The sequence below is a fragment of the Sphingopyxis sp. genome (genome assembly GCF_036675685.1).
Taxonomy (GTDB): domain Bacteria; phylum Pseudomonadota; class Alphaproteobacteria; order Sphingomonadales; family Sphingomonadaceae; genus Sphingopyxis.
The window spans coordinates 18,852-33,034 of the sequence record NZ_JAKFEM010000010.1 but is presented as its reverse complement, the minus strand read 5'-3'; the positions used below and the strand labels follow the sequence as shown (position 1 = coordinate 33,034).

Genomic DNA, 14,183 nt, shown 5'->3' with positions numbered 1-14,183 from the left:
GCGAATGAAAAGATAAGTGGAGGGACAGGATGAACGAGGAAGATCTGCCGTATCTGCAGCGCGGGCGGCAAAAGGTCGAAACGACGAGCAGCGTGCTCATCAGTTCGTCCAAATATATGAATGACTTCCGGATCCGCGAGTGGGTCACGACGCAGTGCCTGAAGCGCAACGGTCGCGACTATCCGGTGACCTATGGCATTCCGTCGTTGATCGACGCGGTGCGCGAGGTCCAGGATCATGAGCGGATCGAGGAGCTGTTCAACGAAGCGCGCCGCGACTGGCCCGAATTCGACAAATGGCTCGACGAACGCTGGCTCGCGCGGTTGACGCGCGAGGATATGAAGTCGTGCCCCGAAGGATCGGTCGGCGGTATCTGGTATAAATGGCTGGTAGGCGCAGGGATGGAAGTCGACATCATCCCCACCTTCGAACCTCGGTCGGGCTTTGAATATTTCTTCCTGCGCGGCGTCCAGATTCACGACATCATGCACATATTGAGCGGCGGCGGGTTCGACGGGATCGGCGAGATCATGCCGGCGTTCCTTAAATATGGTAATCTTTTCCGTCACTTCACGCCAGAACTTGCGGGTCTGCTCAATGTGCAGAATACGCTGCTCACCATCCCGATGTTCATGCGCGGCCCGCTTCACTATCCCGAGCTGACGCTCCGCATGTTCGAACTGGCGCATTATGCGATGAAGGTCGGCGAGCAGTCCGACGCGCTGTTCCTACCGCGCTACGAGGATTGGCTCGACCTCCCGCTCGAGGAGGCGCGGCGCAAGTTCGGGGTGCGCGGGGCCCAGACCATCGATACGTCGCGCGAGTCCGCATATTGGAGCGAGCAGGTCGATCGATACGATCCGCTCCCGGACGGGCCGGAGGCGGTTGCCGCCGAATAATGGAGCTAGCCGAAGGGGGCTGCTTGGGCGGCGGGATCTCTCGCCGCCCTTTTTTCTTACCAACCCTCGATGTCCGCGAGGCCGATTTCCTCGACCACCGCGAGCGCCTTGGCCAAGGAGTCGGCTTCGGCGCGAAGGCGCGGCGCGCGAGGCACACCGCCCGCGAGGCCGAAATGCTCGAGCAGCGCTTTGGTCACGCGTATGCCGCCGTTGCCATAGAGCGCCATGAACAGGCGCATCAATTTGCCCCATCGCTCAAGGAACAGCGCGTTGTCGCCAGTGCGGGCCGCCGCGATCACGCTCATGCAGAGCTTCGGCGCGATATTGCCCTCGGATGACAGGAAGCCCTGCGCGCCGAATGCGAGCGCGAGCGGCGCCTGGTGCGGCCCGCCGACGCAAATGTCGATCCGGTCGCCGAGTGCGTCGGCGAGCGTGCGGAGATAATTCGGATCCTGATGGCTGATGTTCAGCCCGATGAGTTGTTTGTGACGATCGAACAGCTCGATGATCACCTGCGTCGGAATCACATAGCCGACAGACTGGTGCGTCGAGAGCACCGACGGCACATCGCTGTTCGACAGCACTTCGCTGAAATAGACGTCGAGTTCGCGCGGGGTCGGGACATGGCCATGGCCGACGTCGAGCGAATAGACCTGCGCCGCATCGACCCCTGCGGCCGCGGCCATGTCGAGAAAGTCGATCATCTGCTGTGCGGTGCGCGGTTCGACACCCATCGCGCGAATGGGCACACGGCCTTTTAATTCCTCGACCGCGACAGCGAGCAGGCGTTTCGTCTCGTCGGCCGACAGCGTATAGCCTTCACCGCTGCCGCCGCCGCCGACATAGACGCCGATGCCGGCGTCGCCAAGCTTCGAAAGATGACGGCGCAACTTTGCTTCGTCGATCGATCCATCATCTGCAAATGGCGTGATGCTGATCGTAAAGGCCTGGTAGCGGGACGCTTCGACACTCATCATTCTCTCCTCACAGATATATTCTTGGTCCGCGCTGGACTTGCAATGATTGAAGCGAAGCGTATGGCTTGTTCTCCGGCGCTGGCCAGAAACAGGGGTATATTTTGTGAGCGAGAGCACGAAGAAGCGGCGTTTGCGCCAGCCTCGCGTCGCCGAGATTGTGGCTTCGAGCCTGCGTAACCGCATCCTGTCGGGGGCGCTGGCCGATGGCGATATGCTTCCCAAGCAGGAAGAGTTGCTGAATGAGTTCGGCGTCAGTCCGCCGTGCATCCGCGAGGCATTTCGCATTCTTGAGACCGAGGGACTGGTCACCGTCATTCGCGGTAACGTCGGCGGCGCGATCGTCCATGTCCCGCATCCGGGGACTGCGGCCTATATGCTGGGGTTGGTGCTCCAGGCGCGATCGGTTTCGCTGCTCGACCTGCTCAATGGCATGCGCCTGCTCGAACCAGCCTGCGCCGCCGAGGCGGCGCTGCGCCCCGATCGCGGAACGACGGTGCTGCCCAAGCTGCGCGCCAATATCGATGCCTGCGCCGAAGCGATCGACGACCCCGCGCGCTTTATCGTCCTCGCACGCGCCTTCCACACCGAGCTCGTCAGCAATTGCGGCAACGAGACGATGAGCCTCGTCGTGGGCGCGCTTGAGAAGCTGTGGACTGCCCAGGTCGAGGCACTCGCGGTCGACCGTTCGGTGCATGGAAGCTTTTCGGACCGGGCGGTGCGCATGTCGCTGCTGCACGAGCATGAGCGTATCTACCGCGCGGTCGAGGACGGTGATGCGCCGACCGCCGAACGCGCAATCCGCGAGCATTTCACCGGCGGCGGTGAGCGCCGGCACGGCTTCGACACCGGGCTGACGATCAAGGCCGATATGCTGCGGTCCTGAGCAGGGCCGCACAAAACCTGTAGAGGCAAACTGCCGCACCGAGGCAGGCTCAGGCTTCGAGCCACCGTGTCACATCGGCGGCGCGGGCGCGCGGGCGCTCGGGTGCTTCGGCCGCAACGTTGCCAATCAGGACGACACCCGCGACCTTCTGGCCGTCTTCCAGTCCGAGCAGCGCGGTCGCCCGCCCGTCATAGGCATGCCAGCCGGTCAGCCAGTTAGCGCCAAATCCGAGAGCATGAGCGCCATTCACCAGATTCATGCACACAGCGCCCGCCGACAGCCACTGCTCCCACTCGGGGACCTTGTGACCCGGAATTGCGGAAGAAACGACAACGACGACGAGCGGCGCGCTGGCCAGCTTGCGCGTGCTCACCCGTGTCTTCGGCGCGTCTTCGCGCTGGCCGGCGAGTTCGAGCAGTTTTTCGACCCAGCGCTGCTTCGCTTCGCCCGCGATCAACACCAGCCGCCAAGGGCTGAGCCGCCCGTGATCGGGAACGCGCAGCGCGATCTCGATCAGCCGTTCGGTCTCTTCGCGATTCGGCCCAGGCGCGACCAGCGCATCCGGCATCGGCGATCGGCGGCGCGTGAGGACGGCGGCGGCGGAAGCGGCGGAGAGCAGTGGGGCGATAGATGCCATGGTGATGATCTTCCTCTCGAAACGATACGTCGCTGATCGCTATTTGACCGTCGTATCCGAATCAGCTAACATTTAAAAGATAACATATTTAGGGACGAGGGTGACCATGAACGCAATACCGCTTCGCTTCGCCGACATACGCCTGGGTCAGCCGATCGACTTCGACGGCGAGGTCCCTAGTGAAGGCCCCATTGACCAGCGGCTCTGCGAGATGGTTCGCCGCTGGTCGGGAGCGGCCGTAGCCTCGTTGGTGTCGCTTCAGGGGCCGCAAGAAAATTTCGCCCCCGATCAAATTGCAGGCCGCGTGATGGCAAGGCATCTCGACGGCAGCAGCATGGCCGACGTCGAAGTCGTGATGCATGCGCGGGATGTCTGTGCAAAGGCGGTGGTCCGTGTTGCACTTGGCTGACGACACGGCGGCGGCCGTTCCCGCCACCAGCGATAACGGACCGGCGGCGTCGACGTCTTCATCGCTTTCGCCGATTGTTCCGCGCGACGTCGCGACGCTTCGCACCTTGCGGATCGCGAAACATTTCCCCTTTTTCCTCGCGGTCGCTGAGGAACAGAATCTCCATCGCGCCGCCGAACGGCTGAATATCGCCCAGTCGGCGCTGTCGCGGCGGATCGCCGACCTCGAACGCGAACTCGGCAATATCGAATTGTTCGAGCGGCAGGCCCGGGGCGTCGCGATCACCAAGGCGGGGCAGGTCCTCGCGACCGACGTGCGCCGTATCCTGCTGCAGATCGAGGATGCGCGCCGCAACACGCGCCGCATCGCCGAGGGCGACACAGGCGTGCTGCGCGTTGCCTTTTCCGAAGCAATGCTGCGGCGCCCGGTCTTGCCCGCGGTGCTGCGCGAATTCCGGACGCTCTATCCCGAAGTTGAACTGCGCGCCTTTCCACTTACGTCGGACGCGCAGCGGGCGCGCCTGTTCGCCGACGAGATCGACGTTGCCTTCGTGATCGATGAGACAACTGATGCCGAGCAGTTCGCGCGCCTGCCGGTGGGGACCGATCGGTTCGTGCTGGTTCTGCCCGAGGATCATCCACTCGCCGCAAATCGGGCGGTGGGATTGGCCGAGCTGGCGAATGAACCCTTGCTATGGCCGGCGCGCCACACGTCACCGCGCCTGTTCGACCGCATGATCGCGGCCTTCGATGCGCAGGGCGTTTCGCCCAATATCGCGGTCGAGGTGTCAGCAGTCGATATCGCTTACGAACTGGTCGCGGCACGGATCGGGCTTGGCGTCGTCACCGCCGCACGCGCGGATCGGACGCCGCCCGGCGTTGTACTGCGCGACCTGCCGGATCTCGACCTTCCGCTCCCGATCAGCATGCTCTGGCCGAAAGGCAGCGCTTCGCCGCTGATCGCGCGCTTCGTCAAACTCGTCGAAAGCCGGTTGGCCGAAGCGGCCTGAGTCAGGATCGAGCAGCGCGGAATCGGCCTGCGATCAGGCCGGACACCGCCGCGACTTCGGCATTGGCCGCGCCCAGCAGATCGACGAGCGTGAAGAAGCCATGCACCATCCCCGGATGATCGCGCAGCACCACGCGCACGCCGGCGGTCGCTAGCGCCTCGGCATAGGCAACGCCTTCGTCGTGCAGCGGGTCATAGCCGCCCACGACGATGATCGTGTCGGGCAGGTTCGACAAATCGGCCGCCGTTAGCGGCGCTGCCTCGGGGTTGGCCCGATCGGCTTCGGTCGCGTGTTGATCCCAGAACCAGCGCATGTCGTCAGTGGAAATCAGATAGTCACCCTGGCCGCATCGACGGTAGGATTCCCGTTCGAAAGCGGGCGACAGCACGGGATAAAGCAGCACCTGCAGCGCGATATCCGGGCCGTCCCGATCGCGTGCGCGCAGGGCGAGCGCTGCGGCCAGATTGCCTCCGGCGCTGTCGCCCATGACCGCCGACGGCTCGGCATCGGCGAGAGCGAGCAGCGCTGCCCAGCAATCGTCGAGCGGCTGAGGGAAGGGATGTTCGGGCGCAAGTCGATAGTCAACGCTGATCACTTCGGCGCCGCTCTCGTGCGCCAACTGGCGACACACCGGATCGAAGCCGTCGAGCGTCCCAAAGACCCAGCCGCCGCCGTGAAGATAGAGGATGCGCCCGCGTGTCGCTCCGGCAGGGCGATAGCGTCGGATCGGTACGCCACCGCTCGGGCCCGCGATGATTTCGTCGGCTGCCGTCACATTGCGGGCGCCGCGTCCAGGCGGGAGCGTCGCCTGCGATTCGGCGAACGATCGGCGGGCATCCTCTGGTGTCCCCGCGGAAAAGCCCGGCAAGTTCAGCGCCCGACGGCGATCGAGTATGGCCTGCAGCTCGGGATCGAGGCTCATCGACAATCTCTCCTGATGGCTCCTTCTCGGGAAAATAGACACTCCGGCGCAATTGCCCAATCGCGATCTCTTCGATCCACCTTCGATATTCGACCTTTCTTCCGGCGCTCCTAAGGTCGCCATAGATAGATGGAGAATGAAATGCGGATTGATCTGAGCGGCCGGGTGGCAATCGTCACCGGCGCAGGCGGCGGCCTCGGCCGCGAGCACGCGCTGCTGCTGGCGAAGCGCGGGGCGAGGGTCGTCGTCAACGATCTCGGCGGCACGCGCGACGGCAACGGCGCAAGTGTGACGATAGCCGAGCAGGTGGTTGAGGAGATCCGCCAGGCCGGCGGCGAAGCGATCGCCAATGGCGCGAGTGTGACCGATTTCGCCGAGGTCGAGGCGATGGTGGGTCAGGCCATGGCGCAATGGGGCCGGGTCGACATCCTCGTCAACAACGCCGGCATCCTGCGCGACCGGACCTTTGCCAAGCAGGACCTATCGGACTTCTTCACCGTGATCGATGTTCACCTCGCCGGATCGGTGCATTGCACCAAGGCGGTGTGGGGAATCATGATCGAACAGGGCCATGGCCGGATCATGATGACGACGTCGTCATCAGGGCTTTACGGCAATTTCGGCCAATCCCAATATGGCGCGGCGAAGCTCGGGCTCGTCGGTTTCATGAAGACGCTGGCACAGGAAGGGCAAAAGCATGGCATTCGTGTCAACGCGCTCGCGCCATCGGCGGCGACGCGAATGACCGTCGACATCATGAACGAGGAGGATCTCGCCGCGCTGTCGCCCGCCAGCGTTGCGCCGGCCATGCTCGCGCTCGTCTGTGACGATGCGCCGACGGGCATGGTCATGTGCGCCGGCGCAGGCCGCTTTGAGGCCGCACATATCACGCTCACGCGCGGCATCGCGGTCGACCTGGGTGAGAACGCCCCCGAGCAGGTGCTGGCGGGCCTCGATCGCATTCGCGACCGGACGGACGAGACGGTTCCCGAAACCGGTATCCAGCAATCGCAATATGAACTGGCGCAGCGCGTGAAGCCCCTGGCGACGATCGATGGGTGACATAAGGCGCATTGCGGCCAATCCGCGAATGAGCGGCGCGGTCGTTTACGCTGGCATCGCCTATCTTTCGGGGCAAGTCGCGATCGACCATCGCGGCGGGGCGGTAGCGGATCAGGTGGACGAGGTTTTGGCACGCATCGATGTGCTGTTGGTTGAGGCAGGGAGCGACCGTTCGCGCCTGCTGACGGCGACCATCATGCTGTCCGACATGAGCGTCATGCCGGTGCTCAACGCTGCGTGGGATCAATGGGTCGTCCCGGGCTGTGCCCCGACGCGGACGAGCATTCAGGCGGCGCTGGCATCGCCCGACTATGCACTCGAGATCGTCGCGACCGCCGCCACCGACTGACACTCAGGCGGATTCGAGCGTCATCTGGCGCGCGAGTTCACCAAGCCGCATCACGCCTTCGCGCGCGCGGTCGGCGTCGATCATCGAGAAGCTGAGGCGAAAGCTGCCGGTCCGGCCGGGGATGGCTCCGGTCCCAGCAGGATAGAAGGCCGCGCCCCCGACGATCGATACGCGATGCTCGGTCAGCGCGCGCTGCGCGAACAACGTCGCATCCATCTCGCCGGGCAGTTCGGCCCAGATATACAGCCCGCCCTCGGGCCGGGTGAAGGTGACGCCCGGCGGCATCGCTTCGCGGAGCGCATCGACCATCGAATCGCGGCGGTCGCGATAGGTGAGGCAAGCCTGCGCGATGGTGTCGTCAAGTGCGGTCTGAACAACATCGAGCAGCAACATCTGGTTGAGTGCGCTCGTCGCGAGGTCGCTGGCTTGCTTGATCAACACCAGCTTGCGGATCACATATGCGGGCCCGGCGATCCAGCCGACACGCAGCGAGGGGGCGATCGTCTTCGAGAAAGTGCCGGTGTAAAGCACGGGCGCTTTCTCGATATTGCCATGGCGTTCAGTCGCGAGCTTGAGGAGCGAGGGGAGGGGCGCGCCATCGTAGCGTAACGCCTCGTAACACCCGTCTTCGATCAACGCCATTCCGGTCGCGTCGGCGAGGTCGAGCAATGTCTCGCGTTCGCCAAGCGTCATCGTCGTGCCGGTGGGATTGCGGAAATCGGGGCCGACGTAGCAGAATTTCGCGCCGCCGAGGGCTTTCGCGTCCCAGTGCGCGCTGTCCTGCGGAAGGCCAATATAGTGCGGCTGATAGGCATCGAAGGCGCGTAGCGCGCCGATGAAAGAGGGTATTTCGACCATCGCCTTGTCGCCGGGCGCAAGCATCAGCTTCGCAATGAAATCGAGGCCTTGCTGCGATCCGTTGGTGATCAGGATATTGTCGGCGGTGCATGGGGTACCCTCCCCGGTCATCCGCTCGGCGATCCATTTGCGAAGCGGCGCATGGCCTTCGCTCGGTGCATATTGCAGCGCGGTGCGCGCCCGCGCCGGGTCGGCCCAGATCGCGGCAGAAGATGCCGCCAGCGCGCCATAGGGAAAGATGGCGGGGTCGGGGAGGCCGCCGCCGAGATGGATGATCTCGCTCGCGTCGAGCAGTTTCATCCGTTCGCGAATGTCCGATGCTATGACGCTGCGCATCCGGCTCGCGTACAGAATGTCCCAATCGGTCATCGCACCCTCTTTTCTTATAATCTTTAATTTAATAGGCGGGCGCGATACTGTCCACCGTCAAGATGTCAGCCGAACCGGCATATGTTTGATCCCGCCAACGAAATTCGACCTTAGTCGGCTGACCGGGCCCGCAAGTTCCAGCCCGGGAAAGCGCGTCAGTATCTCGGTGAGCACCGCTCGCAGCTCGATCCGCGCGAGGTCGTTGCCAAGGCAGGAGTGACGTCCGAAACCGAAAGTCAGGTGGCGATTGGGTTTGCGCAACAGGTCAAGCGTAAACGGGTTTTCGAACATGCCTTCATCGCGATTGGCGGAAGGATAGAAAAGCACGACCTTCTCTCCAGCGCGCACTGTCTGCCCGGCGATCTCGACGTCGCACGTCGCGGTGCGCGCCATATAGACGATCGGGGTGACCCAGCGCAGAAGCTCCTCGACCGCGGGGACCATGATCGACGGGTCGGCGGTCAGTGTGGCGCGGGCTTCGGGATGTTCGATCAGTGCAAGCATGGCGCCGCTCGTCGCATTGCGCGTTGTTTCGTTCCCCGCAATGGCGAGGAGGAAGCAGAAACCCAGAATTTCGTGATCGCTAAGCGGCGTTCCGTCGATACGCGCCTCGACGAGCAGGCTCACGAGATCCTCGCGCGGCGCGGCGCGGCGCTCGGCGATGAAACGCGCGAAATAGCCGAACATCGCTTGCTGCGCCGCGAGGATTGCTTCGCGTGGCAGGTCGACATTGCCATATTCGGGATCTTCGCTGCCGATGACGGCGTTGCTCCACAGATACATCTGATCGCGGTCATCCGCGGGGACACCGAGCAGTTCGAGAATGACGTCTAGCGGCAGGCGCATCGCGATTGCATCGACAAAATCAATGACCTCGCCGTCGCCTGCGGTCGCCGCTGCAACCCGGGCAGCCACAACTTGATCTGCGATTTCGCGACAACGCGCGATGATATGTTCTTCAAGCGCCCGCATGACGCTGGGTTTGAAGCGCTCGCGCAGGACCATCCGGTATTTGTGATGTTCGGGCGGGTCCATCGTCAGCAGCAACGGCACGCGTGGCGTATCTGGCTCTCCCAGCTGGTCGTTGCGCAGGATAGTGACCCCCGGCGCGCTAATGAACTGGTCGCTGTCCTTTCCGACCGCCGTGATGTCCGCATAACGGGCGAGCGCCCAGAAAGGCTCGCGAACGCCGTCGTCGTGCCAGGCAATGGGCTGTTCCCTGCGCATCTTCGACCAGATTTCGTGGGGGTAGCCGTTGGCGGCGAATTCGTCGGGATCGAAACAGGCCGGATCGGCGAGGGGGCGTGCTGACATGTCATCCTCTTCACTAGTGAACGATCGTTTACTAGCAATCCGATATCGCTCGCGCTAGGGGGAAATGATGACGACAGGCGAAGAGACAAACCCTGCTGGGCGGTCGAGGATGGCGCCGGCTGATCGGCGTGCGTTGATTCTCCAGGCAGCCGCCGCGATGTTCCGCGACCATGGCTATGCCGGAGCCAGCGTCGATGCGATCGCGGCGGCGTCGGGGATCAGCGGACCGGGTATATATCGATATTTCGCCGGCAAAGCCGAATTGCTCCTCGCCTTGCTCGAAGCCGCGGTGGCTGAGACGGTGGCCGCCATGAACGCCGTGCCGGACAGGCCCGCGCAGACCTCCGATGATCTGGCCGACATTCTGGCAGAGCGCGCCTTGAGCGAAGGCGCCATCATCGCATTGTTGCACGGAACCGCGGGGGCGATGGAGCCCGAGGAGCGGTTGCGCCTTGATCAATTGCGCCGGGATGCGGTCGGTCGTCTTACGGAAACGCTGCATGCGCTCCGGCCCGATCTCGCTGCCTCTGAGGCCGAAGCGCGGATCGTCGCCGCGCTCGCGCTGGTCGGGCATATTGAGCGCTTCCTGGCGACAGGCGTCCCGGCGCAAAGTTTCCAGAGGATCCTGCGTTCGATCTTGCGGGCGTGATTCAGAAAGTACCCCCGACCTCAAGGGACAGCCATTTCTAGAAGGAATAGCGCACCGAGACGCCATACATGCGCGGTTCGTTATAAATGCGCTGGTTTATGCCCAATCCCGAGTTGATCAGCGAGGCGCCTCCGACCTTGTATGTCGTGTTAGTGAGATTGGTGACGTAAACGGCCACATCGATCGGGCCGCCGAACAGCTCTCTCCAGTCCAGCGTCAGATCAATCGTATCGGTGGGGCCCTCGATACTTTCGCCATCATAGACGTTCGACCCGTCGGGCTGAGTGATGAAAGGCACCAGCCCGAGCGTGACCGAGCTTTTGTGGGCCCAATTGGCCGAAAGGACGATATCGCCCAGACTCGCTGGCACGGGAAGCGTCCAGTTCGCGCTGACGTTCAACTTATGCTTGGGCGTGAAGGGAAAAATTCGCCCACCCTGCAGCGTCGGTGCATTCGTGTCCGGGTCGCGCCGTGAATAATCTAGATATTCACCATATTGGGCATCGGTGTAGGCATAAGCGAGCATCAGGTTCAGCGCGCGGGTCGGCGCTACCGTCAGTTCTGCCTCAAGACCCTTGATCTTCGCTGAGGCCGCATTGACCAGCGCGCTGACGGTCTGCGTCCCGACCGCGAATGTCTGGTTGAGTTGCGCATCGTCCAGCCACTGATAATAGCCGGCAACGTTGGTCCTGATGCTCCAATCCCCTAGCTGGAAGTCGGACTTCAGACCGACCTCGACGTCGCGCAATGTCTCGGGCTCATAGCGGAAGAGCGACAGCGCGTCGGGGATAGGTGGATTTGCATTCAGCACGGGCGCCGCCAAGGGGTTGGTGCCGCCGGCGCGGTAGCTTTGCCGGTGCGCGATATAGATCATCGTTTGCGGCGTAATCTTGTAATCGAGCCCGATTGTATAGGCGTCGCTGTCCGCCTTGGCCACGAAGGAAGCCCCGCACGCATCGGCCTGGGCCGGGTCGGCGACCACCGTACCTGTCGCGCCGGTTACGCATCTTCCGCTGGTGACCTGATAAAGGGTCAGCGCGCGGCGGTCGCGCGTCCATCGATACCCCGCCGTCGCCGTTAGCCCTTCCAGCCCGCCGCCAAAGGCATAGCTGATGTTGCCGAACAACGCGCGCGAGCTATCGTCGATATATTGGTTCGCGTCGGTCACCGATCCGAACACCGATGTCTGATGGCCGTAATTCGCATCGGGAGTGTCGAGATCCGCGCCGAACAGGCCGACGATGAATTTCAGGCGGTCGTCGAGCAGCTGACCCTGGAGTTGCAATTCTTCTGTCACTTGCCGAATATTGAGGCTCCACGGCGCATCGGCGTTGCGTGGATGGCAGCTTGCCCCTGTTGCGCATGTGTCGAAATTGAGGATGACCAAACCCGAACCGTCATAATCGAAGCGGTTCAATTGCTTGAAGCGCCGATAGCCGAATATATTCTTGATGGTCAGCGCGTCGCTCACCTGCCAGGTTGTGACGTTGGAAACCCCCCAAGACCGTTTGCGGTTGACCCCCAAGGTATCGCTGAAGGTCACCCGGGGCCCCGCCGCATTCTGCTTGGCGAGCGCCTCCTCCAACGCACCGCCGAAGAGCGTTGGAATCAGCGCGTTTGAATTGACCGCGGCGAGGATGTTGGAGCTGCCGTTGGTGGTGGACCGGAACATGTCTGCGACGAGCAGGTTCGAAAAGTCTGGCGAAGGCCCCCACAGAATCGAAGCGCGGCCGCTGAAGAAACTGCGGTCATCCTGCCAGGCCTTGTTAGTGGCGTTATAAGTGAAGCCATCGCGCTTGAGCCCCTTGCCCGCAACACGCACGCGGAGCGTGCTGCCCAGCGGGACGTTAAGCGCGCCTTCGAGCCCGCGATTGTCGTAGTTGCCATATTCGGCGGCAATATATCCGCCGAATTCGTCATCAGGCTGGCGCGGTTCGAACAGGATTGCGCCGCCGGTCGAATTGCGTCCGAATAAGGTTCCTTGCGGCCCCTTGAGCACCTGAACATTCTGGAGATCATAATAATAGCCAGGGCCACCGCCGTCCCCGATCGGCAGCGGGACCTGCGCGAAATAGGCAGGGACGGTGACCTGTTGGCCGGAGATCGAGGCACCGGACCCCGACTGCCCGCGGATCACGTAATTTTCCTCGTCGCGGCTGCTTTGCGACGAGGTGAGCGCCGGGACGATTTTCGACAGATCGACGGCATTCGAGATACGTTGACTTTCCAGTGCCTCGCCGGAGAAAGCCTGCACCGCGACGGGAATATCCTGAATCGCTTCCTCGCGGCGGCGGGCGGTGACGACGATATCGGCAATGCCGACCTGCCCGGTCGTCGATGCGCCTTCTCCGGCCGGGATGGGGTCCCCGCCCTGAGCCCATGCGGGGGTGGCGAATGCGCTGAACGCGGCCCAGCCGCACAGCAGAACATGCTGTTTCCTCATTTTTCCTCTCCCTGTGCGCGCATCATTCTTATGTATTTGGGGACGCGCGCAGTCCCCGGTCATTCGTTCAGGCGAGGGGCGATCAGCCCTCCGTCGACGGGCACGGCGGCCCCGGAAATATAGGAGGCGTCGTCGGAGAGCAGGAAGGCGATCGCCTTTCCGAACTCCTCGAGCCGACCGACGCGGTCGAAATGCGAAAGCTTGTCGAGATAGGCCTGCCGGTCGGGCGTGCGGCTCGGGTGCGGGGGATTGCCGAGCACGACGGCGTTGACGTTCACGCCGTGCCGCGCAACCTCCTTCGATACCGAGCTGACCAGCGCGTGCAGCGCGAGTTTGCCCGATGCATAGGCGCTTCCCGATTCCTGTCCGAGAACCGCCGAGATCGAGCTGACGCAGACCACCTTGCCATAGCCGCGCGCGATCATACCGGGCAGAAGTGCGTGGAGCAGCATCGCCTGGGTGAAGAAATTCATCTCGAATATCGCCCTGAAATGCGCAAATTCGGATGAAGCAAACTCGCCCCATGGGGTCATCGGAGGACCACCGCCCGCATTATTGGCAAGCAGGTCGATGTGGCCGTGGGCCGCGGTGGCCTCGTCGACAAAGGCGCGGATGAAGTCTGCCTCCATCACGCTGCCGAGATGCGTCGTCACCTGGACGCCGTGCTTGCGCAGTGCCGCGGCCGTCTCTTCCAGCCGGCTCGCATCGACGTCGTTCAGCGCCAGCGCGGCGCCGCCCTTGGCCAGTTCGGCCGCCGTTGCCGCGCCGATTCCTCTTCCCGCGCCGGTGACCAGCGCCACGCGTCCCGCGAAACGGCTCACGCCGCCGTCCTCGCTCGCGGGTCGGAGAACATCGGATTGGCGGCGTTGTTTGTCCATATCTGATGGCGCGTGAAGCGCCATTCGCCGGTCGCCTTGCTGAAGGTGAACAAATAGGTCCCCTCGTGCAGGCCGTGGCGCCACTCGCCGTCTTCCTGACCGACCAGCGCCATCTGATAATGGCAAAGCGCCCAGGCATCCTGGTTGTCGTCGGCGACGCGCACGAGCTGTGTCCCGATCAGGTGGCGGATTTCGAGGCCCTGTATCTTCGACAGGTCGCGGGGCGGCGCGACCACGCCCTCGCGCCGGGGCAATGCCGGTTTGGCATGCAGGCCGATGAGTTGCTCGCGGCCCCGGACGGTCTCGTCCAGCGTCCCCTTCATCACCCGCTCGATATTCTCATCATAAAGCCGCTCGAGAATGTCCCAACCACGACTGTCGCAGGCGAAGGCATATTCGTTGATCATCTCCTGAATGCGCATCTTGTCGGACAGGAACTGCACCTTGTCCTCGGTCGTCGTGCGTTCGCGCTCGGTCGCCGGGGTCAGGTCGCGCCAGCAGGCATAGGCATCGTAGAGCACAATA

15 protein-coding genes are annotated in these 14,183 nt (G+C 63.2%); 7 read left to right on the top strand and 8 right to left on the bottom strand.

Going from position 1 to position 14,183, the window contains the following annotated elements; genetic code table 11:
- The first annotated feature begins 29 nt into the window (after window positions 1-29).
- A complete protein-coding gene (locus tag V6M50_RS05275) occupies window positions 30-899 on the top strand; it encodes a Coq4 family protein (protein WP_332817503.1) in 870 nt (289 codons plus the stop codon).
- A 56-nt stretch (window positions 900-955) separates the two neighbouring features.
- On the opposite strand, the gene V6M50_RS05270 is transcribed toward V6M50_RS05275, so the two are convergent.
- Window positions 956-1,876 carry a dihydrodipicolinate synthase family protein gene (locus V6M50_RS05270; protein ID WP_332817502.1) on the bottom strand — a complete coding sequence of 307 codons (921 nt, stop codon included), beginning with the start codon at window positions 1,874-1,876 and terminating at the stop codon, window positions 956-958.
- Window positions 1,877-1,979: 103 nt separating this feature from the next.
- On the opposite strand from V6M50_RS05270, the gene V6M50_RS05265 reads away from it, so the two are divergent.
- On the top strand, window positions 1,980-2,759 hold the full coding sequence (locus V6M50_RS05265) for a FadR/GntR family transcriptional regulator (protein ID WP_332817501.1): 780 nt from the start codon (window positions 1,980-1,982) through the stop codon (window positions 2,757-2,759).
- A gap of 49 nt (window positions 2,760-2,808) precedes the next feature.
- On the opposite strand, the gene V6M50_RS05260 is transcribed toward V6M50_RS05265, so the two are convergent.
- Window positions 2,809-3,396 carry a nitroreductase family protein gene (locus tag V6M50_RS05260; RefSeq protein ID WP_332817500.1) on the bottom strand — a complete coding sequence of 196 codons (588 nt, stop codon included), beginning with the start codon at window positions 3,394-3,396 and terminating at the stop codon, window positions 2,809-2,811.
- A gap of 106 nt (window positions 3,397-3,502) precedes the next feature.
- On the opposite strand from V6M50_RS05260, the gene V6M50_RS05255 reads away from it, so the two are divergent.
- Both V6M50_RS05255 and V6M50_RS05250 read left to right on the top strand, forming a co-directional pair.
- Window positions 3,503-3,805, top strand: coding sequence for a hypothetical protein (locus V6M50_RS05255; RefSeq protein ID WP_332817499.1), 303 nt, complete (start codon window positions 3,503-3,505; stop codon window positions 3,803-3,805).
- Entirely contained in the window at window positions 3,789-4,814 is a 1,026-nt protein-coding gene (locus tag V6M50_RS05250) for a LysR family transcriptional regulator (RefSeq protein ID WP_332817498.1), read from the top strand. The genes V6M50_RS05255 and V6M50_RS05250 overlap by 17 nt, the downstream gene beginning before the upstream one ends.
- Window position 4,815: 1 nt before the next feature.
- Here the strand turns inward: V6M50_RS05250 and V6M50_RS05245 are convergent, their stop codons facing one another.
- Window positions 4,816-5,736, bottom strand: coding sequence for an alpha/beta hydrolase (locus V6M50_RS05245; protein WP_332817497.1), 921 nt, complete (start codon window positions 5,734-5,736; stop codon window positions 4,816-4,818).
- Between the two features lie 141 nt (window positions 5,737-5,877).
- Here V6M50_RS05245 and V6M50_RS05240 point away from each other — a divergent pair, with 141 nt between their 5' ends.
- Together V6M50_RS05240 and V6M50_RS05235 are read left to right on the top strand one after the other, a co-directional pair.
- Window positions 5,878-6,798, top strand: coding sequence for an SDR family NAD(P)-dependent oxidoreductase (locus V6M50_RS05240; protein WP_332817496.1), 921 nt, complete (start codon window positions 5,878-5,880; stop codon window positions 6,796-6,798).
- Window positions 6,791-7,147 carry a RidA family protein gene (locus V6M50_RS05235; protein WP_332817495.1) on the top strand — a complete coding sequence of 119 codons (357 nt, stop codon included), beginning with the start codon at window positions 6,791-6,793 and terminating at the stop codon, window positions 7,145-7,147. The genes V6M50_RS05240 and V6M50_RS05235 overlap by 8 nt, the downstream gene beginning before the upstream one ends.
- Before the next feature lie 3 nt (window positions 7,148-7,150).
- Here the strand turns inward: V6M50_RS05235 and V6M50_RS05230 are convergent, their stop codons facing one another.
- Window positions 7,151-8,374, bottom strand: coding sequence for an aminotransferase-like domain-containing protein (locus tag V6M50_RS05230; RefSeq protein ID WP_332817494.1), 1,224 nt, complete (start codon window positions 8,372-8,374; stop codon window positions 7,151-7,153).
- A gap of 57 nt (window positions 8,375-8,431) precedes the next feature.
- Complete coding sequence (locus V6M50_RS05225; protein ID WP_332817493.1) at window positions 8,432-9,688, bottom strand: cytochrome P450; 1,257 nt, start codon at window positions 9,686-9,688, stop codon at window positions 8,432-8,434.
- A 109-nt stretch (window positions 9,689-9,797) separates the two neighbouring features.
- On the opposite strand from V6M50_RS05225, the gene V6M50_RS05220 reads away from it, so the two are divergent.
- Window positions 9,798-10,337, top strand: a complete 540-nt coding sequence (locus tag V6M50_RS05220; protein ID WP_332817492.1) for a TetR/AcrR family transcriptional regulator — start codon at window positions 9,798-9,800, stop codon at window positions 10,335-10,337.
- 37 nt (window positions 10,338-10,374) lie between these two features.
- On the opposite strand, the gene V6M50_RS05215 is transcribed toward V6M50_RS05220, so the two are convergent.
- Genes V6M50_RS05215 through V6M50_RS05205 form a run of 3 tightly spaced genes read right to left on the bottom strand, consistent with a single transcriptional unit; the run spans window position 10,375 to window position 14,179 of the window.
- Window positions 10,375-12,780 carry a TonB-dependent receptor gene (locus tag V6M50_RS05215; RefSeq protein WP_332817491.1) on the bottom strand — a complete coding sequence of 802 codons (2,406 nt, stop codon included), beginning with the start codon at window positions 12,778-12,780 and terminating at the stop codon, window positions 10,375-10,377.
- A 59-nt stretch (window positions 12,781-12,839) separates the two neighbouring features.
- Window positions 12,840-13,601, bottom strand: a complete 762-nt coding sequence (locus tag V6M50_RS05210) for an SDR family NAD(P)-dependent oxidoreductase (protein WP_332817490.1) — start codon at window positions 13,599-13,601, stop codon at window positions 12,840-12,842.
- Window positions 13,598-14,179 (bottom strand): nuclear transport factor 2 family protein, encoded by a 582-nt coding sequence (locus tag V6M50_RS05205; protein WP_332817489.1) that lies wholly within the window; start codon window positions 14,177-14,179, stop codon window positions 13,598-13,600. The genes V6M50_RS05210 and V6M50_RS05205 overlap by 4 nt, the downstream gene beginning before the upstream one ends.
- Between the last annotated feature and the right edge of the window lie 4 nt (window positions 14,180-14,183).